Source organism: Rhodococcus sp. 11-3 (assembly GCF_023704055.1).
GTDB lineage: Bacteria > Actinomycetota > Actinomycetes > Mycobacteriales > Mycobacteriaceae > Rhodococcus > Rhodococcus aetherivorans.
Window position 1 is genome coordinate 5,323,512 of sequence record NZ_CP080406.1, and the last position, 21,736, is coordinate 5,345,247.

At 71.5% G+C, this 21,736-nt stretch carries 19 protein-coding genes and 2 pseudogenes; 10 read left to right on the top strand and 11 right to left on the bottom strand.

Annotated features, from left to right (window positions below; all coding sequences use genetic code 11):
- Positions 1-72: 72 nt before the first annotated feature.
- A complete protein-coding gene (thiD, locus tag KZJ41_RS24520; protein WP_231772417.1) occupies positions 73-885 on the top strand; it encodes a bifunctional hydroxymethylpyrimidine kinase/phosphomethylpyrimidine kinase in 813 nt (270 codons plus the stop codon).
- 180 nt (positions 886-1,065) lie between these two features.
- Positions 1,066-1,764 carry an SDR family NAD(P)-dependent oxidoreductase gene (locus KZJ41_RS24525; protein ID WP_029546250.1) on the top strand — a complete coding sequence of 233 codons (699 nt, stop codon included), beginning with the start codon at positions 1,066-1,068 and terminating at the stop codon, positions 1,762-1,764.
- A gap of 133 nt (positions 1,765-1,897) precedes the next feature.
- On the opposite strand, the gene KZJ41_RS24530 is transcribed toward KZJ41_RS24525, so the two are convergent.
- Entirely contained in the window at positions 1,898-3,298 is a 1,401-nt protein-coding gene (locus KZJ41_RS24530) for an AarF/ABC1/UbiB kinase family protein (protein WP_006947345.1), read from the bottom strand.
- A 168-nt stretch (positions 3,299-3,466) separates the two neighbouring features.
- On the opposite strand from KZJ41_RS24530, the gene KZJ41_RS24535 reads away from it, so the two are divergent.
- Entirely contained in the window at positions 3,467-4,462 is a 996-nt protein-coding gene (locus tag KZJ41_RS24535) for a sigma-70 family RNA polymerase sigma factor (protein ID WP_006947344.1), read from the top strand.
- 9 nt (positions 4,463-4,471) lie between these two features.
- Here KZJ41_RS24535 and KZJ41_RS24540 read toward each other — a convergent pair whose 3' ends face one another.
- Positions 4,472-4,924 carry a VOC family protein gene (locus KZJ41_RS24540; protein WP_029546253.1) on the bottom strand — a complete coding sequence of 151 codons (453 nt, stop codon included), beginning with the start codon at positions 4,922-4,924 and terminating at the stop codon, positions 4,472-4,474.
- A gap of 446 nt (positions 4,925-5,370) precedes the next feature.
- On the opposite strand from KZJ41_RS24540, the gene KZJ41_RS24545 reads away from it, so the two are divergent.
- The 3 genes from KZJ41_RS24545 to KZJ41_RS24555 all read left to right on the top strand — a co-directional run bounded on the left by KZJ41_RS24545 (position 5,371) and on the right by KZJ41_RS24555 (position 8,221).
- Positions 5,371-6,339: a pirin family protein gene (locus KZJ41_RS24545; protein ID WP_006947342.1), complete on the top strand. Its 969-nt coding sequence runs from the start codon at positions 5,371-5,373 to the stop codon at positions 6,337-6,339.
- Positions 6,340-6,443: 104 nt separating this feature from the next.
- Positions 6,444-7,217, top strand: coding sequence for a pirin-like bicupin family protein (locus KZJ41_RS24550; protein ID WP_006947341.1), 774 nt, complete (start codon positions 6,444-6,446; stop codon positions 7,215-7,217).
- Positions 7,218-7,297: 80 nt separating this feature from the next.
- Positions 7,298-8,221: a PaaI family thioesterase gene (locus KZJ41_RS24555; protein ID WP_037201175.1), complete on the top strand. Its 924-nt coding sequence runs from the start codon at positions 7,298-7,300 to the stop codon at positions 8,219-8,221.
- Positions 8,222-8,335: 114 nt separating this feature from the next.
- On the opposite strand, the gene KZJ41_RS24560 is transcribed toward KZJ41_RS24555, so the two are convergent.
- Positions 8,336-8,629 (bottom strand): hypothetical protein, encoded by a 294-nt coding sequence (locus tag KZJ41_RS24560; RefSeq protein WP_037201177.1) that lies wholly within the window; start codon positions 8,627-8,629, stop codon positions 8,336-8,338.
- On the opposite strand from KZJ41_RS24560, the gene KZJ41_RS24565 reads away from it, so the two are divergent.
- Complete coding sequence (locus KZJ41_RS24565) at positions 8,622-8,765, top strand: hypothetical protein (protein WP_180986962.1); 144 nt, start codon at positions 8,622-8,624, stop codon at positions 8,763-8,765. The two genes, KZJ41_RS24560 and KZJ41_RS24565, sit on opposite strands and share 8 nt — an antisense overlap.
- A gap of 58 nt (positions 8,766-8,823) precedes the next feature.
- On the opposite strand, the gene KZJ41_RS24570 is transcribed toward KZJ41_RS24565, so the two are convergent.
- On the bottom strand, positions 8,824-10,032 hold the full coding sequence (locus tag KZJ41_RS24570; RefSeq protein WP_006947337.1) for a serine hydrolase domain-containing protein: 1,209 nt from the start codon (positions 10,030-10,032) through the stop codon (positions 8,824-8,826).
- On the bottom strand, positions 10,029-11,426 hold the full coding sequence (locus KZJ41_RS24575) for a wax ester/triacylglycerol synthase family O-acyltransferase (protein WP_102799468.1): 1,398 nt from the start codon (positions 11,424-11,426) through the stop codon (positions 10,029-10,031). The genes KZJ41_RS24570 and KZJ41_RS24575 overlap by 4 nt, the downstream gene beginning before the upstream one ends.
- Before the next feature lie 136 nt (positions 11,427-11,562).
- Here KZJ41_RS24575 and KZJ41_RS24580 point away from each other — a divergent pair, with 136 nt between their 5' ends.
- Positions 11,563-13,536 carry a M13 family metallopeptidase gene (locus KZJ41_RS24580; protein ID WP_006947326.1) on the top strand — a complete coding sequence of 658 codons (1,974 nt, stop codon included), beginning with the start codon at positions 11,563-11,565 and terminating at the stop codon, positions 13,534-13,536.
- A gap of 52 nt (positions 13,537-13,588) precedes the next feature.
- Here the strand turns inward: KZJ41_RS24580 and KZJ41_RS24585 are convergent, their stop codons facing one another.
- From KZJ41_RS24585 to KZJ41_RS24600, 4 genes are all read right to left on the bottom strand, one after another.
- Entirely contained in the window at positions 13,589-14,323 is a 735-nt protein-coding gene (locus KZJ41_RS24585) for a M23 family metallopeptidase (RefSeq protein WP_006947325.1), read from the bottom strand.
- Positions 14,324-14,589: 266 nt separating this feature from the next.
- Entirely contained in the window at positions 14,590-15,744 is a 1,155-nt protein-coding gene (locus KZJ41_RS24590) for a DUF418 domain-containing protein (protein WP_102800040.1), read from the bottom strand.
- A gap of 80 nt (positions 15,745-15,824) precedes the next feature.
- On the bottom strand, positions 15,825-16,466 hold the full coding sequence (locus tag KZJ41_RS24595) for a response regulator transcription factor (RefSeq protein ID WP_006947321.1): 642 nt from the start codon (positions 16,464-16,466) through the stop codon (positions 15,825-15,827).
- On the bottom strand, positions 16,463-17,671 hold the full coding sequence (locus KZJ41_RS24600; RefSeq protein ID WP_072636327.1) for a sensor histidine kinase: 1,209 nt from the start codon (positions 17,669-17,671) through the stop codon (positions 16,463-16,465). The genes KZJ41_RS24595 and KZJ41_RS24600 overlap by 4 nt, the downstream gene beginning before the upstream one ends.
- A 107-nt stretch (positions 17,672-17,778) precedes the next feature.
- Between KZJ41_RS24600 and KZJ41_RS24605 the strand changes: the two genes are divergently transcribed.
- A complete protein-coding gene (locus KZJ41_RS24605) occupies positions 17,779-18,483 on the top strand; it encodes a GAP family protein (protein ID WP_180987031.1) in 705 nt (234 codons plus the stop codon).
- 42 nt (positions 18,484-18,525) lie between these two features.
- Here the strand turns inward: KZJ41_RS24605 and KZJ41_RS24610 are convergent, their stop codons facing one another.
- Complete coding sequence (locus KZJ41_RS24610; protein WP_102800042.1) at positions 18,526-19,824, bottom strand: S9 family peptidase; 1,299 nt, start codon at positions 19,822-19,824, stop codon at positions 18,526-18,528.
- Between the two features lie 242 nt (positions 19,825-20,066).
- Here KZJ41_RS24610 and KZJ41_RS24615 point away from each other — a divergent pair.
- A pseudogene (locus tag KZJ41_RS24615) lies at positions 20,067-21,228 on the top strand (RNA-guided endonuclease InsQ/TnpB family protein).
- On the opposite strand, the pseudogene KZJ41_RS24625 reads toward KZJ41_RS24615, so the two are convergent.
- Positions 21,192-21,700: pseudogene (locus KZJ41_RS24625) on the bottom strand (metallophosphoesterase). The pseudogenes KZJ41_RS24615 and KZJ41_RS24625 sit on opposite strands and share 37 nt — an antisense overlap.
- Positions 21,701-21,736 lie beyond the last annotated feature (36 nt).

Consider the following 21,736-nt stretch of genomic DNA (forward strand, 5'->3'; position numbering starts at 1 on the left):
CGGTCTCCCCCGACGTGCCGGTACCTTCCGGGTCCGGCACGCAGTCTGTCCCCCATCGGATTGGAGTACATCGTGGTCGACCTCGCCTATGTCATCGCCGGGTCCGAAGCCACCGGCGGCGCAGGGTTGCAGGTGGATCTGAAGACATTCCAGGAGCTGGGCGTCTACGGCGTCGGCACCACCACCTGCATCGTCTCGTTCGACCCGCGGAACGACTGGTCGCACCGCTTCGTCCCGATCGCGCCCGAGGTCATCGCGGACCAGATCGAGGCCGCCACCGCGGCCCACGACCTCGACGTCGTCAAGATCGGCATGCTCGGCACCCCCGCGACCATCGAGGTGGTCGCCGAGGGCCTGCGTCGCCGGTCGTGGCGGCACGTCGTCCTGGACCCGGTGCTGATCTGCAAGGGTCAGGAGCCCGGCGCCGCGCTCGACACCGACAACGCGCTGCGCGAGGCCGTGCTGCCCCTGGCCACGGTGGTCACCCCCAACCTGTTCGAGGCCCGCACCCTGGCGGGGATGGACCGCATCGAGAGCGTCGACGACCTCGTCGAGGCCGCCCGCCGCATCCACGCCCTCGGCCCGCGGTACGTCCTGGCCAAGGGCGGCGTGGAGCTGGCCGGCGACGACGCCGTCGACGTGCTCTTCGACGGCGCGGAGGTCACCGTGTTCTCCGCGCCGAAGGTCGGCCGGGAACGGGTCTCCGGCGCCGGCTGCACGCTCGCCGCGGCCGTGACCGCCGAACTCGCCAAGGGCGCCGACGTGCCCGCCGCCGTCGCGCTGGCGAAGGACTTCGTCACCGCCGGCATCGAGGGCCGGGTCGGGGCGCACACGCCGTTCGACACGGTGTGGCAGGGCGCGTACGCGGCGTCGCGCACGGCATAGGACCACCCCGTCCGTCGGCGATCCGGATTCGCCTATCGGAGTGCATGTTTCGGACATCGACAACCGCCGGGACGGTTGTCGATGTCCGGAACCGGCGCGTGTGGCTCGGTATCGCGATGCGCGGGCACGTCCGACGCCTATCGTGGACGGGCATCCGTCCGCTCGGCCGAGAGGATTCCCATGACCGCGATCCGGACCGCGCTCGTCACCGGCGGCACCGGCGGGCTCGGTGCCGCCGTCACGACGCATCTGCTCGAGACCGGCTGGCGGGTCGTGGTCCCCTGGGTGGCTCGTACCGAACTCGGCCGGCTCGCGGACCATCCGCGTCTGCATCTCGTGGAGGCGGACCTGTCCGACGAGGCGCAGCTGCGGCAGGCCGTCTCGCTCGCGGCGGCCGAGGAATCCGCGCCCCTGTTCGGTGTGGTGAATCTGGTGGGCGGGTTCACCTCGGGGCCGCGGGTGCACGAGACTCCGATCGAGGTCCTCGACGCCCAGCTGGATCTCAACGTGCGCACCGCCTACGCCGTGACCCGCGCGGCGCTGCCGCACCTGCTCGCGGGCAGCGGTGGGTCGGTGGTCTGCATGTCGACCGCGGCGACGAAGCGGCCGTTCGCCGGGGGCGCCGCCTACGTCGCGTCGAAGGCCGCCGTGACCGCACTGGTCGAGACCCTGGCCGTCGAGTACGCCGCCGACGGCGTCCGGGTCAACGCGCTGCTGCCCGTCGTCATCGACACGCCCGCGAACCGGGCGGCGATGCCCGACGCGAACCGGCGCTCGTGGTCGCAGCCCGCCGAGATCGCGCGCGTGATCCGGTTCCTGCTCTCCGACGACGGCGCCGCCGTCACCGGGGCTTCGATACCCGTCACGCATGTGGGCTGACGCGCCCGGCGCACTCCGCACCCGTCGGGCCGCCCCGGCTCGAACCGAGCGAATGGACCATGCTGTCGACGTGAGGAGCTGAACGATACATTCGCTCGCCCCCGCGCCCCGCGCGCCCGCGCCCGCGCCCGCGCTACGCGGGTAGCTCGAGCCCCTGCTCGCCGGCGCGGCGCGCCACCTCCTCCGGGAAGACGTTGCGCAGCAGGTACAGGTCCTGGCCGATGACCCAGCCGGGGGCGAGGGCGGTGGCGTAGCGCTCGAAGTAGCCGAGCTGCTTGCCGAACAGCACCAGTTCCTCCGGGCTGGCGATCCCCCATTGCTTGCCGAGCCGGATCAGCGCGACGATGAGTTCGCTGAGCCGGAGCTGCCCGAGGTCGCGGCCGAGGAGCGGAGCGAGGGCCTGCGCCACCTGCCGGCCGATCTCGGCGTCGTCGGCATCGAGTCCGCTGGTGTAGCCGAGTGCGCGGATGCCTTGCGCCACGCGGGCGAAGTCCCCGTCGATGGCGGTCGCGCGGAACAGGTCGCGCAGGATGGCGCGCCAGTGCTCGGGCAGCTCGCCGACGATGCCGAAGTCCAGGAAGGCGAGGCGGCCGTCGTCGAGCAGCCACAGGTTCCCGGCGTGCACGTCGCCGTGGAACGGCCCGTGCAGGACGACCGATTCGATCCATACCTTCACCCCGCGGCGGATGAGCAGGCGGGTGTCGATGCCGGCGTCGGCGGGCACGCGGTCCATGGGCACACCGCGAAGGCGTTCCATGCAGATCACGCGCGGCCCGCAGTAGTCCCAGTACACCTGCGGCGTGGTGACGGCCGTGTTGTCCCCGAACGCGCCGATGCACTCCCGGAACCGGCTCTGCCGGTCCGCCTCGACCGCACTGTTGAGTTCGGTCATCGTGGACGAGTGCAGGTCGCGGATGATGGCGGTGGCGTTCGCGATGCGGAAGAACTCGAAGGCCTGCAGCAGGCGCGCGCCGAGGTAGGCCGCACGCAGGTCGATGAGCATGCGGTGGGCGATGCCGGGCCGCTGCACCTTCACGACCGCCTCCCGCCCGTCGTGCAGCACGCACGCGTGCACCTGGCCGACGGACGCGGCGGCCAGCGGCAGGTCGTCGAACCGGGCGAACAGTTCGCCGACGGGATGCCCGAGGTCTTCCTCGATCACGGCGCGGGCCTGGTCCGCGGAGACGGGCGCGACGTCGTCCAGGCAGCGCAGGCACGCGTCGGCCAGCGGCTTGGGGAACACACCGGACGACGACGCCATGAGCTGGCCGAGCTTGACGAACGTGGGGCCGAGGATCTCGAATGCGTCGACGGTACCCTCGGCGGCGGCGTCGGCCGGGCCGCGCCCGTCGGGTCGCAGTGGCCAGGCCAGCAGCTTCAGCAGCACGCTGACGACGAGCACCACAGCGACGACGACCGTGCGGCCGGCTTCGCGCAGACCGAAACGCTCGAGCGGGGGCATGTCGACGTGCAGGGCCGACGCGGGCGGTCCCCCGGCGTACGGGCCTGTCGGTCGTGGCGCGATGTCGGGCACGCGTCCCCCTCGTCCTTGCTGCCTGCCGGCGGGGCTGTCGGCCGGGGGCAGTTACTGGACGGTACCCGGAGTGCACAGATAGTTCGAGACCCTGTTTCCTGTCGGCCCCCAGGGCTACGCTCACGCTCGTAACTGCACTTCGGACCGACGGGCAGGCGGGGGCACACCATGACGGAGCAGGTTCTCGATTCGCAGGACGACTTTCTGACGCTCGCCGGTCCGTACCGGCGTGAGCTGCTGGCGCACTGTTACCGGATGAGTGGCTCGATCCACGACGCGGAGGACCTCGTGCAGGAGACGTACCTGCGCGCCTGGCGCGGCTACGCCAACTTCGGCGGCCGCTCGTCGCTGCGGACGTGGCTGCACCGCATCGCGACCAACGTGTGCCTGACCGCGCTGGAGGGCCGGTCGCGCCGGCCGCTGCCGACGGGGCTGGGGGCGCCGAGTTCGGATCCGGTCGACGACCTCGTCGAGCGCGGGGAAGTGCCGTGGCTCGAGCCGATTCCCGGCGGATCCCTCGGCGACGACGGTCGGCCGGACGACCCGACGGACCCGGCGGCGATCGTGACCTCGCGCGAGTCCATCCGTCTGGCGTTCGTAGCGGCGCTGCAGCATCTGTCGGCGCGGCAGCGGGCAGTGCTGCTGCTGAGGGACGTGCTGCAGTGGCGGGCGACGGAGGTGGCCACCGCGCTGGACACCTCGACGGCCGCGGTGAACAGCCTGCTCCAGCGGGCCCGCGCGCAGCTGCAGCAGGCGCAGGTGACGAAGGAGAATCTGGTCGAGCCGGAGAGCCCGGAGGCGCAGGCGCTGGTGCGGCGCTGGGTCGAGGGGTTCGAGAAGTACGACATCGATTCGATCGTCGAGATGCTCACCCAGGAGGCGGTCTGGGAGATGCCGCCGTTCGAGGGCTGGTACCGCGGCGCCGAGGCGATCGGGACCCTCATCCGGACGCATTGCCCGGCGAGCGGGCCGGGAGACCAGGTTCTGCTGCCGACGGTGGCGAACGGGCAGCCCGCCCTCGGCCTCTACATGAGAGGCGAGGACGGGCAGCACCATCCGTTTCAGCTGCAGGTGCTCGATGTCGTGGGCGACCGGGTGGTGCATGTGACGGTGTTCTTCGACACCGAGCTGTTCGCCCTGTTCGGGCTGCCCGAGCACCCCTGACGCCGGCCGCTACGTCTGCACGGACGTCTCGGCCTGGGGTCCCATCGCGGCGGCCGCGGCCTCGACGTCCATCCACATGACCTCCCAGACGTGCCCGTCGAGGTCGCGGAAGGCCCGGCCGTACATGAAGTCGGTCTTCATCTCCTCCGAGCCGGCGGTGATCCAGTCGCTGCCACCGGCGGCGAGCGCGGCGTCGACGAGCCGGTCGACCTCGTCGCGGCTCTCGGCGGACACGCTCATGAGCACCTCACGGGCCGTGGCGGTGTCGCAGATGTCGCCGGTGATGAAATCGCGGAAGCGCGGCTCCTCGAGGAGCATCACGTAGGTCTGTTCGTTGATCTCGAGGCAGGCGGTGTTGGCGTCGCAGAACATCTCGTTGAAGGTGAAGCCGAGAGCGTCGAAGAACGTGCGGGTGGCGGCGACATCCTTGACGGCCAGGTTGGCGAAGAGCATGCGGGACATCTTCAACTCCTTGCGTGTGAGCGGGCGGACGGTACCTCGGGTGAGGGTGTCGAGCAGGTAGACCACCCGGCAGCGGGAAACTCATCGCCCGCCCGGGATCGCCGAAATCCCGGCGCAGAGCCGTGCGAGGAACTATGCTCTGCGGCCGGTGCTCAGCGCACCGAAGCGATGGACCATACCCCAGCGGGTATGTATCCTGGCTTCATCCGGCCGACGGAGACGATCGGCCGTCACAGACACCGCGTCCCACCTCCCTCCCCCCGTAGGCGGGACGTGGCGCCGGGCGTCACGCGCCCGGCGCGGACCCCCTGCCCTCCCCTCCCCTCGGGCAGGGGGTTTGCCGTTTCCGGACCGGCCGGCTCGCGCCCGTCGCACGGCAGGAACAAATCCCCCGGCCGGTCGGTTAGAGTAGTTGAACAGTCAACTACATGCCGAAGGAGCCCGCCATGCCCGCGGTGACCGTAGACAACATCCTCACCCTGCCCCGCATCCCGTCCCCCGCGCCCGACGCCCCCGCCCGTCCCGTCCTCGGCGTCCGTACCGCCCCCGTCGGATACGAGGGTGAGGGTTTCCCCGTGCGCCGGGCATTCGCAGGCATCGACCAGCGCTTCCTCGATCCGTTCATCCACATGGACCAGATGGGCGAGGTGCAGTACGCACCCGGTGAACCCAAGGGCACCCCGTGGCACCCGCACCGCGGCTTCGAGACCGTCACCTACATGATCGACGGGATCCTGGAGCACAAGGACTCCAACGGCGGCGGCGGCACCATCGGCGGCGGCGACACCCAGTGGATGACGGCGGGGTCGGGCATCCTGCACATCGAGGCCCCGCCCGAACATGTCGTGGCCAGCGGCGGCCTGTTCCACGGCGTGCAGTTGTGGGTGAACCTGCCCCGGGACAACAAGATGGCGCAGCCCCGATACCAGGACATCTCCGGCAGCCAGGTGGCCCTGGCCTCCTCCCCCGACGGCGGCGCCCTCGTCCGCGTCGTCGCCGGCGAGATCGGCGGTGTGCGCGGCCCCGGCGTCACCCACACCCCGATCGCCCTCGCCCACCTGACCGTCGCGCCCGGCGCCTCGGTGACCCTGCCGTGGCGCCGGGAGTACAACGCGCTCGGTTACGTGCTCGCCGGGGACGGCACCGTCGGCGCGGAGCGCGCACCGATCCGGGCGGGACAGACCGCCGTGTTCGGACCCAACGGTGACAGCGTCACGTTCACCGCCGCCGCCACCCAGGACTCGCGCACCGCGTCGCTCGAGGTGTTCCTGCTCGGCGGGCGGCCGATCCGCGAGCCCGTGGCGATGTACGGGCCGTTCGTGATGAACACCAAGGCCGAGATCATCCAGGCGTTCGAGGACTTCCAGGCCGGCCGGCTCGGGACCGTCCCGGCCGAACACGAGCAGTTGCCGTAACGCGCGCCGGGACCGGGGCGCGCATCCGAAAGCTGCGCGGCCCGGCCCGTCCGCGCCCCGTTCCGCTCCGTACCCTGAACCGCGATACCTTTCGAGGAGACACCATGACCGACGCCCCGACCATCGACATCCGGCGCGCCGAGGACCGGCTGACGACGAAGATCTCCTGGCTCGATTCGAAGCACTCGTTCTCCTTCGGGCACCACTACGACCCGGACAACACCCACCACGGGCTGCTGCTGGTCAGCAACGACGACACCGTCCTGCCGGGCCAGGGCTTCGACACGCATCCGCACCGCGACATGGAGATCGTGACCTGGGTGCTGCGCGGCAGCCTCGTGCACCAGGACTCGATCGGGCACTCCGGCGTCATCTACCCCGGCCTGGCGCAACGGATGAGCGCCGGGACGGGCATCCTGCACTCGGAGAAGAACGACTCCTGGCGACTGCCCGGCGTCACGGGGCTGCACGCCGGGGAGCACGCCGAACCGGTGCGCTTCATCCAGATGTGGGTGGTCCCGGACGAGTCGGGCATCACCCCCGGCTACGAACAGCTCGAGATCGACGACGAGCTGATGCGCGGCGGACTGGTGCCCGTCGCGACCGGGATCCCCGAGCACCGCGACCACGCCGCCATCCGCATCCACAACAGGTACGCCGGGCTGTCGGTCGCCCGGTTGCAGCCGGGCCGGACGGTCGTCCTACCCGATGCGCCGTACCTGCACGTGTTCGTCGCCCAGGGCACGGCCGAGCTCGAGGGCGCCGGCACCCTGCGGGAGGGTGACGCCGTGCGACTGACCGGGTCCGGCGGACAGCGGATCCACACCGACACGGCCGCGGAGATCCTCGTGTGGGAGATGCACGCGCATCTCGGCTGACCGGGGTGGGCGGGACGCCCCGGTCCCGGCCTCGGTACGGTGACCGAGCGAACCCTCGCTCCGTCCCTCCCGATCCCAGGATGCCTCCCGTGACCGTCACCGCCCCCGAAACCGATCGCCTCAACGCCTTCATGGGTATCGACACCGTGGTCGGGGAGCCCCGAACGGTGGCGTTCCGCCAACCGCTCGGCAACCGGTTTCTCGACCACCGCGGCCGCACCACCGTCGGGTCCGTCGGTGTGCTCACCGACGTCGTGCTCGGCGCCGCCCCGCACCTCGTGTGGCGGGGCCAGGGCCGCGACACCCGGTCCGTACTCACCCAACTCAGCGCGTCGACCGCGAATCCGATTTCCGCCCAGGGGAATCTGCACGGTACCGGCCGCGCCGTCCACGTGGACGAGGACACGGCACTGAGCACCGCGCAGATCCGCGACGACGCAGGCGATCTGGTGATCCAGCTGACGGGGCGGTCCATGGTCGTGAATCGTCCCGCCGTGTTCGACGCAGACTCGTTCGCGGACGCGTCCGGTCTGTCCCGGCCCACCCCCGAACCCTGGACGGATCCGGCGGAGCTCACCGACCGCCCCGGGCTCGACGTAGTCTCCGGCATCGCCGCCGGCACGGTGGCCCGCGGACCGCTCGCGGGACTACTCGGCCTGCGCCTGCAGACCGTCGAGAAGGGCCACGTCACCGCGGTGGTGCCGCCGGTGGAGTGGATGGCCAATCCCATGGGGGCGGTGCAGGGCGGGGTGCTGGTCTCCGTCGCCGACGCCGTCGCCGAACTGGCGGCCCAGACCCTCACCGCCGCCGGCCGGCAGTACCGGCTGCTGAACCTGACCCTCGACTACCTGCGCTCACCCGAGGCGCCGGGACCCGACATGCTCGTCGAGGCGAAGGTCACCCGTGCGGGCCGGCGACTCGCCTCGATCGACACGCACCTCACCGCACCGGACGGCGCGGTCCTGGTGCGGGCCCACGCGAGCGTGCACATGGGTTCGCTCTGAAGGTGTCGGCTTCCGACCGCGCTCGATCAACTCGCCGAGCGGCGGGCGGAGACGACCCTCGTCCGGCCCCCGGGCTCGGACCGTCGCATCAGGGGCGGACGCAGGTCGTACCGGTCAGTGGTCGTCGTAGTGCCCGTCGTGCGCGGCGTGCCGGTGCCCGTCGTGGATGTAGTCCAGGTGATCCCCGTGCGGGACGGCCACGTGCCCGCAGCCTTCACCGTGGACGTGGTCGTGTCCTTCGTGGGCCACATGCTCGGCGGGTTCACACTCGTCGACGTGTCCGTCGTGGACTCGGTGCAGATGCCCGTCGTGCACATAGTCGACGTGGTCGCCGTGTGGCACGGCCACGTGCCCGCAGCCCTCGCCGTGGGCGTGTTCGTGGCCTGCATGTTCTCGGTGGGTGGTCATCGCCGCGCTCCTCGGACAGACGAAACCGTTTCGCGCTTCCCAGTCTCCCACCGTCGTCCGTGGTTCGGAAACAGAGCCGCCGGTGATCCTGCTGTTCGTGTTCGAGGCGGTCACCGGGCGCCGCGTGCACCACTGACAGGTCCCGGGTCGGCACGGGGTGCGGGCTCCTCGGCAGGCCCTCAGGTAGCCCGCCGTCAGGCCGCCTGCCGGGCGACGACGACACCCGCGGCGCCGAGGCGCGGGAACCGCATGTCCGAGATGGGGGTGACGCTACCGAGGCGGTTGGTGACGAAGGCGATCGACAGGCCGGTTTCCGGATCGGCGAACGCGCCGGAGCCGCCGAAGCCGAAGTGGCCGATCGACTGCAGCGGCTGCTCGCGCAGGGCGACCCAGCCCGGGTGGTAGCCCAGCCGCCAGTTCGGGCGGATACCGAGCACGTAGTCGCGGCGACGGGTCTGCACCTCCAGGACCTGTTCGAGGGTCTCCTCCTTCAGCAGCCGCGCCCCGCCGAGTTCGCCGGCGTTCGCGAGGGCCCCGTACATCCGGGCCAGCGCGCGAGCGGTGAACACCCCGTTCCACCCCGGCATCACCGCGTCGTGCGCCGCGGGGCTGCGGGCCAGCTCGTCGAAGCCTTCGGCCATGCCCGCTTCGGCGACGCCGCGCAACCCGGGCAGCCGCGACAGCACGGTGCCGGTGACCGCCCACGGCGCGGGGGTCGGATTCAGCCGGGGGAACACCCGGGCGATGCGGTGCCGATCTTCCTGCGGCACGTGGAACCAGAACTCGCGCAGACCGAGTGGGCCGGCGATCTCCTGCTCGATCAGCTCGGTGAAGGACAGGCCGGTCACCCGGATAGCGATCTCGGCGACGAGGTTGCCGTAGGTGACGGCGTGATAGCCGGGGCCGGCGAGCCGGCGCGGGTCCGGCGCGGCTGCCGCGAGGGCGGCCGCCACCGCGTCGGAGTCGAGCAGCCCGAAGCGTCCCGGCACGAGGCCGCGCGCGCGGTGCAGGCCGGCGCGGTGCGACATCAGTTCCCGGACGGTGATGGATTCCTTCCCGGCGGCTCCGAATTCGGGCCAGTACGCCGCGACCGGTTCGTCGTAGTCGACGAGCCCGCGCTCGGCGAGCCGGTGCAGCACGGTGCTCGCGACGCCCTTGCCGGTGGAGAACGACAGCGCCACCGTGTCGTGGGTCCAGCGCTTGTCCCGGGACGCCCAGCCCGCCCAGATGTCGAGCACCGGTTCGCCGTGCAGGTACGCGGCCAGCGCCCCGCCGCCCTGCCGGGTGTCGCGGAACATCTTGAAGAACCGGTCGGCAACCGGCAGGAAGCGAGGGTCGACGATCATCTCCGTCCGGGGGTGCTCGCCGTCCACCCGCCTGGTCGCTCCGGTGTCGGAACTCATGGCGCCACTCCTACCGCGGCCTCCAGTTGTGACAGAGACCGCTCTGTCAGAGGTATCAACGCTTCGATGTCCGGTATTACTTCCCCACCGGCCACATATCCGAAGCCGACTCGGTCGGCATACGAGCACACCGTGACGTTGAGAGCCATCCCGTCGTACACGATCGACACGGGGTAGATCTCCTCGAGGTGGGCGCCGTTCCAGTACAGCTCGGTACGCGGGCCGGGCACGTTGGAGATCGGAAGGTTGTAGCCGGGCCGCACCCTCGGGTCGAACGGGAGCATCGGGACCAGAATGGTCGGCAGGATGCTCGGAGCTGCCACCAGCAGCGACGGCACCGGCCCCAGCGACGCGACGCGCTCCTTGGCCACCTGCATCGACCGGTGGATCAGGCCCAGCCGGTCGGCCGGATCGGCGAGGTCGGTGCCCAGGGTGCACACCGCGGTTCCGAACGCATTGCCCGCCGTCCCGCCGTCCTCCCGCCCGCGTACCGAGACCGGGCAGATCGCCACCAGGGAGTCACCGGGCAGTTCGTCGTGCTCGGCGAACCACGAGCGCATCGCCCCGGCCACAACGGCCGTGACGACGTCGTTGCCGGTCACCCCCGCCGCGTGCTGGATCGCGCGCAGCCGCGCCTTCGGCCAGCCGGCGGCCGCGAAGGTGCGGCCGGCTCCGAGAGGGCCGTTGAGCCGGGTGCGGGGCGCCGCGAACGGCAGCACGGTGGTGTCGGTGGTCAGGCCCTGCACCGTGGAGCGGACCTGCCCTTCGACGGTCCGACGGACCAGACCCATCCCGGAGGCGACCGTCCCGACGGCCGAGCGGGCCAGGGCGAGCGGGGTGGGAAGCCCGCCGTGCGCGGACCCGGGCCGGTCCCGCCCGCCGGTGGCGAAGAACGGGGACATCGACCGACGATCGGGGTCCGGCGACATCGACTCCTCGATCATCCGCAGGCCCGCGATCCCGTCGAGGACCGCATGGTGGACCTTGATGTAGAGCGCGTACCGGCCGTCGGGAAGGCCGTCGACGAGGTGCGCCTCCCACATCGGGCGGGAGCGGTCGAGGGGCTCGGCATGCAACGCGCCCACCAGCTGCCACAACTCGTCCCGTCCGGCGCCCGGCGGCAGCGACGCCCGCCGCACGTGGTAGCTCAGGTCGATGTCGTCCACGTCGCGCCAGGCCCACCACCCGCCGGTGTCCACTCCCCGGTGCGCCCGGCGCCGCAGCACCGGATCCACCTCGCCGCCCCGGCCGAGGGCGTCCCGGTACGCGTCGTCGACGAACCGCGGGCCGGCATCCTCGGGCGGGTCGAGGATCAGCACCACCGCGACGTGCATGGGGTTGGCCAGCAGCTCCGCCGTCATGAGAACGGCGTCGATCGGGTCCATCAGACCCACATGCTCACCCCGCTTCCACGTGTCTGTGAGGCTTCGGTCACGGTAACTCGAGCGGGACGCGTCGCGGGCCGGGACGGCCGGTCGCGCACGCGCAGGCCCGTGCCGGGTGCGGAGAATGGGTGTAAGGATGGACGACATGACCATCGTGGAGCATTCCCGGGCTCGGCACTCGGGCATCGACCTGACCCACCTCGACGAGAGCACCCGAGCGCAGGACGATCTGTTCGAGCACGTCAACGGGCGCTGGCTCGCCGAACACGAGATCCCCGCCGACCGGGCCCTCGACGGCGCGTTCCGCACGCTGTTCGACAAGGCCGAGGTCGACGTCCGCACCCTCATCGAGGAGGCGGCCGCGTCCTCGGCCGAGCGGGGCACCGACGCGCAGCGCATCGGCGACCTGTACGCGAGCTTCCTGAACACCGAGGCCGTGGAGGCGGCGGGGCTGAGCCCGATCGCCGGCGAGCTGGCCGCCGTGGCGGACGCCGCGGACCGGGCCGAGCTCGCGGCCGTGCTCGGGCGGCTGCAACGCGTCGGGGTCGGCGGCGCCGTCGCGCACTACGTCGACACCGACGCGAAGAACTCGTCGCGCTATCTGATGCACACGACGCAGTCCGGCCTCGGCCTGCCCGACGAGTCGTACTACCGCGAGGACGGCCACGCCGAGATCCGGGCGCAGTACGTCGCGCACATCGGGCGCATGTTCGAGCTGACGGGCATCGGGCACGACCCGCAGCGGGTCCTCGACCTCGAAACCCGGCTGGCCGCCGGGCACTGGGACGTGGTCAAGCGGCGCGACGCCGACCTGTCCTACAACCTGGTGACGTTCGAGGCGCTGACCTCCGGTCGGCCCGGCTTCGACTGGCGCGGCTGGATCGACGCGCTCGGCGCCACCGAGGAGCAGTGGGCCGAGATCGTGGTCCGCCAGCCGGACTTCCTCGACACGTTCGCGCGGCTGTGGGCCGACGCGCCCCTCGAGGACTGGAAGGCTTGGGCCACCTGGCGGGTCCTGCACGCCCGCGCCCCGTACCTCACCGAGGCGCTCGTCGCCGAGAACTTCGCGTTCTACGGCCGCACCCTGACCGGCGCGCAGGAGATCCGCGACCGGTGGAAGCGCGGCGTGGCGCTCGTACAGGACCTGCTCGGCGAGGCCGTCGGCAAGCTGTATGTGGAACGGCACTTCCCGGCCGAGGCCAAGGCCCGCATGCAGCACCTCGTCGCCAACCTGCAGGAGGCGTACCGGCGCAGCATCGCCGATCTGGAGTGGATGAGCCCGCAGACCCGCGAGGCGGCGCTGCGCAAGCTGGAGAAGTTCACCCCCAAGATCGGCTACCCGGACAAGTGGCGGGACTACTCGGCCGTGACGATCGACGCGGGCGATCTGGTCGGCAACTACCGCAGCGGCTACGCCGCCGAGTACGACCGCGACCTGGCCAAGCTCGGTGGGCCGGTGGACCGCGACGAGTGGTTCATGACGCCGCAGACCGTCAACGCCTACTACAACCCGGGTATGAACGAGATCGTGTTCCCTGCCGCGATCCTGCAACCGCCGTTCTTCGACCTGCACGCCGACGACGCCGCCAACTACGGCGGGATCGGCGCCGTCATCGGCCACGAGATCGGGCACGGCTTCGACGATCAGGGCGCCAAGTACGACGGCGACGGCAATCTCGAGAACTGGTGGACCGACGACGATCGCACCGAGTTCGGCAAGCGCACCGCGGCACTGATCGCGCAGTACGACGAGTTCGAGCCGAAGGCGCTCGCCGGCCATCGCGTCAACGGCAGCTTCACCATCGGCGAGAACATCGGCGACCTCGGCGGGCTGTCCATCGCGCTGAAGGCGTACGAGATCGCACTCGACGGCGCCGAGGCGCCCGTGATCGACGGCCTCACGGGCCTGCAGCGGGTGTTCTTCGGCTGGGCGCAGGTGTGGCGGACCAAGGTCCGCGACGAGGAGGCGCTGCGCCGGCTCGCCGTGGACCCGCACTCGCCGCCGGAGTTCCGCTGCAACGGGGTGGTGCGCAACATCGACGCCTTCTACGAGGCGTTCGACGTGCGTCCCGGCGATGCGCTGTATCTCGCGCAGGAGGAGCGCGTGCGGATCTGGTGAGCCGGACGCCGGTGCGCCGCGCCCCCCGACGGGGCGGCGTACCGGCGCCCGACTAGGAGCGCGAGGCCTGAGGTACCGAGATCCCGCGCGAGCCGAACCAGGCCATCGGGTCCATCTTGGCGCCGCCCGGCTGCCACACCTCGAAGTGCAGGTGCGGCCCGGTGGACTGGCCTCGGTTGCCCATCGTGGCGATCACGTCGCCCGCCCGCACCTGCTGGCCGACGGACACGAGCGACTCGTTGATGTGCCCGTAGACGCCGATGGTGCCGTCGTCCTGCTGGATGCGAACCCACAGCCCGAAGCCGGAGGCGGGACCGGATTCGATCACGGTGCCGTCGGTGACCGACTTGATCGGCGTGCCGATGGCGTTGGCGATGTCGATGCCGTTGTGCGCCGTGCCCCAGCGGGGCCCGAAGCCGGAGGTCAGCGCCCCGACGGTCGGGAAGACGGCGCTCGGGCGGCTCGCGAGTTCCCGTGCGATCCGCTCGGACTCCTGCTGGGCGAGGCGTTCGGCCTCCTGCTGGGCGAGGCGCTCCGCCTCGCGCTGGCGCTCCGCGGCCTCCGCGGCGAGGCGCGCGGCCTCCCGCTCGGCGGCGCGCTGCAGCTGGTCGACGTACCGGTCGGTGCCGGCGTCCGGAAGCTGCAGCACCTGCGGTGCCGTCGAGAGTCCGACCGTCGGCTGCTGCCGCTCGGGGGCGGCCTCGGCCCGGGGTTGGCCGGGCGCCGCCTGGGCCGCGGCGCTGCCGGCCGCGAGCACGGCGCCGACCGCCAGGGGGATGGTCAGCAACCGGCGCGCGGGCCCGGTCCGGGTCGAGCGCCGGTGGGCCCCACGCCGGGGCGCCACGGGTTCCGAAGCTTCGCTGGAGTTGTCACCATCGTGGCGGGCGTACGGGGCCAATCTGCTGTCCTCGACGTTCGAGCGGTCCGTTTAATAACGGATTGATCACGGTCGAGTCACAGATTAGCGCATAGCTCCGTCGGTGGGTAGCCGCTCCCAGCGGACCGAATGTCACAGGCGTTCCGCTCCGCGATCCAAATGTGACATTCGGCCCACTAGGAAGGGGTCGCCGGCTCGCGCACCAGCCGCTGGTACGAGACCCGCCACAACCACTCGACCGGCCCCTGCCGATACCGCCGCAGCCACCAGCTCGCCGTGACGACCAGCACCGCACACACCAGCAGGTACACCGCGACGGTGAACGGTACCCGCAGCGACGGATCAACTCTCGCCGCCAGCCCGAGGCCCCAGCCGTAGCACAGCGCCGAGGCGAGAACGTTCTGCGCGACGTAGCAGCTCAACGCGGTCCGGCCGATGCGTTCCAGCCCGGTCCCGACCACCCCCGCCCGCCGCGGCGTCGCGTGGAACTGCGCGATCCAGGCGAGCAGGCCGACCGCGACGAACGGGGCCACGCCGTAGCGGGCGACCAGCACACCGGCCTCACCGCCGCACAATCCCACGACCGCGTCGACCGGGGCGGCGACCGCCCCGAGCAGCATCAGCTTCCGCCGCAGCACCCGGCTGCCCGGATCGAAGATTCCCGCCTCGTACAGCGCGGCACCGGCGAGGAACATCGCGATCGTCATCGGGATCACGAAGATCACCTCGGCTCGGAACGCGCCGACGTTCTCGGCCCGGAACACCACCAGATCCCACCAGCTGCCGGTGGCGAACATGTCGGTGGCCGGGGCGGTGGGCGCCCCGGAGTCCGGCTCGGCCGCGATCGCCGCCACCAGCGCGGTGAGCAGCAGCACGTGCGCGGCGGACGCGGCGACGGCCACCCACAGCCGCGCCCGTGCCGATGCGACGACGAGACCGCACACGAGCATCGACACCAGTGCGTAACCCATGAGGATGTCGAATTCGGCGACGAGCAGGTAGTGCAGCGCGCCGTCGAGCAACAGCAGCGCGGCACGCACCCGGTACCCGCCCGGCCACGGCCGTCCCGCCCGTCGCGCCGACGCCGCCTGGATCGCCAGACCGATCCCGAACATCAAGGTCAGCAACCCCAGGAACTTGCCCTGGGCGAGTTGCATGAGGATCCGCTGGGGCCACGGCTCGGAACCGAGCGTGTTCAGGTAGCCGACGATGCCGGCCGGGTCGGTGAAGATCCAGATGTTCGTGCCGAGCGTGCCCAGGATGGCGATGCCGCGCGCGACGTCGAGCGCAACGATGCGCCCGGGCCGGGTCGTCGTCTCGGTTGCAGTCATGACTACGACCCTGACGTGAGGCGGTCGCCGGCGCGTCGGCCATCCGACGGACCGGGTGTCCTCCCTCCGGAGGAGGCGACCTACCTGCCCGCGATCTGCCGGGCGACGAACGCGGCGTGCAACCGCGAATCCACCCCCAGCTTCGCCAGGACCCGGGAGACGTGGGTCTTGACGGTGGTGGCGCCGATGTTCAGGCGCTCGGCGATCTGCTGGTTCGCCAGGCCCTCACCGAGGCAGTCGAGCACCTCGCGTTCCCGGTCCGTGAGCAGGTCCACGCCGGTCGGCGGCGGCACCGGTTCGGCGGCACCGGCGGCCAGGCCCGCGATGACGGTGCGGGTCACCTGCGGGGACAGCACGCCGTCGCCGTGGGCCACCCGCCGGATACCGTCGGTCAGCTCCTGCGCGGAGGCCGACTTCAGCAGGAAGCCCGCGGCGCCGGCGCGCAGCGCACCCAGGACGTACTCGTCGACGTCGAAGGTCGTGAGGACGAGCACCTGGGTATCGCTCGTCTCGCGGATCCGGCGGGTGGCCTCGATGCCGTCGGTGCCCGGCATGCGGATGTCCATGAGCACAACGTCCGGCCGCAGCGCCCGCACCTGACGCACGGCGACGTCGCCGTCGGCGGCCTCGCCGACCACCTCGAGATCGGAGGTCGCGGACAGGATCATCGCCAGCCCCGCGCGGATGGCTCCGTGGTCGTCGGCGAGCAGCACCCGGATCACGACGGCGCTCCCGGGCGCAGCGGCAGCGACGCCCCCACGACCCACGTCCCGTCGGACGGACCCGCCCGGAACCGGCCGCCGAGAAGTTCGGTGCGTTCCCGCATGCTCGCCAGGCCCCGGCCGCCCGACGGCGTGCGCGGCGCGGCAACCGTCCCGTCGGGGAGCGGGTTGCGCACGGTCACCTCCAACCGGTCGCCGCGCGCGTCCAGCGACAGCTCGACGGGGACGCCGGGCGCGTGCTTGGCGGCGTTGGTCAGGGCCTCCTGGACGATGCGATAGGCGGCGTGGTCGACGGCGACGGGCAGCTGCCGCCCCGGACCCGACCGGCGGACGTGGACGACGGTGCCCCCGGCGTGGGCCGAGTCGACGAGCTTGCCGAGGTGGGCCAGCCGCCCGGGCGCGGTCGTCTCGCCGAGGACGGGCCGGTCCCGCAGTAGTCCGATCATCTCCCGCATCTCCTCGAGCGCGTCGACGCTGTTGCTCCGCACCGATTCGAGCACGGCGTGCAGCGCCTCCATCCGGCGGGCCGTCGGCGACGACGCATCGCGGGAGAGGCCCAGCGCGGCCTCGGACTGGATCGCGATCGCCGACAGGTGCCCGGCGACGACGTCGTGCAGATCGCGGGCCATGCGGTTGCGCTCGGCCGCCACGGCGGCCCGCCGGTCGAGTTCGGCGATCGTGGTGACGGCCTCGGCGCGGGCGCGTTCGGCGTCGGCGACGTCCTTGTGCAACCGGACCGCGCGCCCCCACCACAGCGGAGTGCCGACGAACGCGGACAGCGCAATCGCCGTGAGCACCAGCAGCTGCCAGTTCCCGGTGACGACGTAGACGACCCCGAAACAGGCCGCGGAGAGCGCGGAGGCGAGGCCGAGCAGCGCCCGTGCCTGCCGCTCGGTGCCGTAGCGGACGCCGGCGTAGAGCAGGTCGGAGTAGACGAGCCACACGGGCAGGGACGGCCCGAGCAGGAGGTCGATGCCCAGCGGCACCGCACCGAGCACGAGTGCCGCCACCGGCCGCCGCACCCGGAGCACCGCTGCGCCGCACACGGCCGCCAGCAGGCCGATACGCACGGCCGCCGGAGCCTCCACCCTGACGGGGGCGAGTTCGTACAGACCTGCGGACAGCAACAGCAGCCCGAGCAGGAACTCGGCCACCGCGATACACCAGCCCTGCGCGGTGACGGAGAGAGACGACCAACGCGGCACCCGTTCATCACAGCACAGGCGCGCGGCCGGTTCGTCCTCCCGACGGAGGACCCCGCCTCGTTCCGAAGACCGACGACACGCGTGCGGTGACCGCCGAGCATCGAGCCATGGACCTCGCTCTCCTGGGCACGCTCGCGGTGCTGGCGCTCGTGGACAGCACCAGTCTCGGCACCCTCGTCGTGCCGCTGTGGTTGCTCACCGTGCCGGGCCGGCCCCCCGTACGCCGCCTGCTGGTGTACCTGCTGTCGATCGCCGCGTTCTACTTCGTCGTCGGACTCGTGCTCATGTCCGCGGGCCGGAACGGCGCTGCGGCGCTCGCGCGGTGGAGCGACACGACGGCGTGGCACTGGGCGCAACTCTCGGTGGGCGCGGCTCTGTTCGCGGTGAGCTGGCGATTCGACTCGGGGAAGGCGCGGGTTGCGGGCCGCGGGAGCCGGCTGCGGCACTGGCGCTCCCGGGCCCTCGAGCGGCAACGGACGGGGTCCGGTGTGGCAGTGCTCGCGCTCGGTGCCGGGACCGTCGAGGTCGCCACGATGCTGCCGTACCTGGCGGCGATCGGGACGATCGTGGCGACGGGCCTGCCGGCCGCCCCCGGCGCCGGCCTGCTCGCCGGGTACTGCGCGGTGATGGTGCTGCCGGCCCTGCTGCTGGTGGTGGGCCGGCTCGTCGTGCACCGGCGGATCGAGCCGCTGCTGCGACGTCTCGACGAGTTCACCGCCCGGCACGCCGACTCGGCGCTGGGATGGGTGCTGGGTATCGCCGGGTTCCTGATCGCGCGGGATGCGGCGGCGGCCCTGTTCTTCGCGGACTGAGGAGGTCTCCGGGCCGGATCTCCTGCCCGGCGGCCACCTCGCTCAGCCGTCCGCCACCTCACGCGCCGGCGCGCCGCCGGAGGCCCGGACGCGGGCCCGGTCGGCCAGCACCGTGTCCAGCCAGTCGAACATCCGCTGGTCGGTGAGGCTGCGAGCGAGGGGCTGGCAGTGGAAGTTGGCACCCTCCGCCGCGGTGAACGACGCCAGTTCCTTCGCCCCGCGCAGCCGCTCGGCGAGCTGCCGGGACTGGCCGGGCCAGAACTGCTCGTCCTCGGGGTCGGTGACGAACAGCGGCGTCGTGATCGACTCGGGGAGATCGCCGAGCCGGTACTTCAGCACCTCGGTGAGGGTGTCGAAATACGAGTCCATCCTGCGGTAGGGGCGGGCCCGGAACCGCCACGTGCGCTCGAGCCGGCCCGACAGCCGCATGCCGAAGGCCATGTCGCGATCGAACTTCTCCCGGTCGCCCTTCTCGAGCAACTCGATCATGTTCTTGGGCATGTGGGCGAGCCACGACGCGGACACGTCGACCACCCCCGGATCGGCGATTGCCGCCGCGATCCGGTGCTCGAAGGCCAGTGCGCGCGGCACCCAGTATCCGGCCTGACTGATCCCGTAGAGGGCGATGCGCGAGCCGTCGACCTCCGGGTACCGGAGGAGGAAGTCCACGATCGGCGTGATCACGGCCTCCCAGTCGTGCCGGAACGGCACGCCGCGCTCGAACAGCATGGACTGCTGGCCGGGACCGTCGAAGAACAGCACGTTGTAGCCGCGGGCGAGGGCCCCGGCCCCGGCGGCGGTCCACAGGCTGCTGATGGGCCCGTCGCTGCCGTTGTTCAGGATCAGGGTGGGGCGTGGTTCGCGGGTCTCCTCGCCGAGCGGCCGCAGCAGGTAGCCCGGCAGGAAGCCGTCCTCGTAGGGAATGTCCACCCGCTCGGCCGGGTGCGCGGTGGTCTCGACGAACCGGTCCCACGCCGCCCGGTGCTGCCGAAACGTCGGCAGCAGCGGGCCGTCGTCGGCCAGACCGTCCACGGAGTTGACCGCGGTAGCGAAATACGTTGCGGCACGCAGGTATGCGCCCGCGGCGCTGACGACGTGCCCGGCCTCGGCGGAGGCATCGGCGAGCCCCCGGACTCGACTGCCGAGCGCCACCCAGGCCTCGAACCACTTCTCGTGATCCTTCTCGCCGAGCGGGGCGATGGTGGCGAGTACCTCCCCCACGTCCGCCGCACCGTGCACGGCCTGTCCGAGCAGGAACCGGACCTCGAAGTCGAAGTCCTCGTCGCGGTAGAAACCTGCGGTGAACGCCTGGTGCGGATGCGCAAAGAAGGATGCAGGCATGTGGGCTCCCTCGGGCGGTGGCGGGGCACACCCACCGTACGCCCGAACCGGTCGTCCGGCTCGATTTCCGGTCAGAGGCGGTGCAGTGCGACCTCGCCCAGCGCGCCGTCGGCGACGGTGGCGGTCATCTGAGTTGGGCGCGGATAGTCCCTCGTTCACGAGGGAGAGGAAGCGCCGTCCTCCTTTCGGGGGAGTGGTGGTGTCGGGCAAACCTGTCGGTGGGGTCGGTTAGCGTGCCGGGCATGGGGATCGAGGTGGTGCGCTACAACTTCCGGTTGCGGCCGGGCACCACCGCCGAACGCGCCCTGATCGAGGAGTGGCATCGCTGCCGGTTCCTGTGGAACGAAGCCGTCCACCAGTTCAAGTCCGGCGTTCGGCCGACGTTTGCGAACCTCAGTAAGCAGTTGACCGAAGCCCGAGCCCGCTCGTCGTGGTTGCGGGACGGTTCCCAGGTCGCCCAGCAGCAGATGCTGCGCACCTACGCGCAGGCGTTGGACGCCTCGTGCACGGTCAAGGGCCGGGGCCGGCCGCGCTTCAAGGCGCGGAAGAAGACCCTGCCGTCGCTCGAGTACACCCGCCGCGGGTTCCGGATCCGGGACGGCCGGCTGGTGTTGCCCAAAGGCGTGCGTGTTCCGGTGGTGTGGTCGCGGGCACTGCCGGCGGAGCCGTCGAGTGTGCGCATCACCCGCGATTGCCTCGGGCACTGGTATGCCTCGTTCGTGGTGACCCGCGAGGCAGGGCCGATCCGGGTGGTCGAGGAGAACAGCGGTGTCGGGATCGACTGGGGAGTGGCACGCACCGCGACGGCCACCGAGGAGCGGTTCGATCTGCCGCATCACGGGCACCGGAAACGGTGTGCGGCGGAGTTGGCGAGAGCGCAGCGAACGATGGCGCGGCGCCGCCGAGGCAAGGGACACCCACCCTCGAAGGGCTATCGGCGGGCCCGCACCCAGGCCGCGAAGGTACAGAAGAAGGCGGCCCGGCAGAACCGGCACGACGGCCGGATCTGGGCCGGGACCGTGGTCGATGCGCATCATCTCGTCGCGGTGGAGGATTTCAAACCCAGGTTCCTGTCGAAGTCGACGATGGCGCAAGGCCGCCGATGCCGCGATCGCGACGGTGAAACGAGAGTTGATCGAGCAGGGCAGGCGGGCCGGCCGGAAGGTGGTGTTGGTGCGGCCCGCGTACACGACCATGACGTGTTCGAGGTGTTTCGCAAGAGCCAAGCAACCCCTCGGACTCGAGGAACGAATTTTCCGATGCCGGGCATGCGGGCACACCGCGTGCCGGGACCGGAACGCTGCCAGAGTGGTTCTGGCTGTGGCGGAGCGTGGCCACACCGGTGTCGACGACGTGAGTCAAACGGATCACCTCCCTCCGGGTGGGGGTGCGGTTGCGGTCTGAGTCGGGAATCTCCTGCCTTCAGGAAGGAGAGGCGTTAAGAAGGTGCAGAACGGTTGTCGCCGACGGTCCGTCGGCGACCCCGGGTTCAGCAGCCGCAGCCCCGCGGCCGTAGTGGTGTCCCACGGGATGTGGCTGTGCCCGAACACCAGGACGTCGGGTCCGGATACGCCGCCGACATCCGCCTGTCGCGGCCTGCCGAGGCTCCGGTCTCGTGGACGACGGCGAAGCGCACATCCTCCAGCGTCACGCGTGCGATCTCGGGCATCCGGCCCCGCAATTCCGCGCCGTCGTTGTTGCCCCAGCACGCGACCAACCGTCCGGCCCGCTCGGACAATGCGTCGAAGAACGCGACCTCGACCCAGTCGCCGGCGTGCAGCACCACGTCGGCGCGGTCGACCTCCTCCCACACCCGCGCCGGCAGGTCCCGCGCGCGGACGGGGACGTGGGTGTCGGCCAGCAGCAGCAACCTCATGCGACCAGTGTGCCGCCCACCCGAGGTTTCGCACGG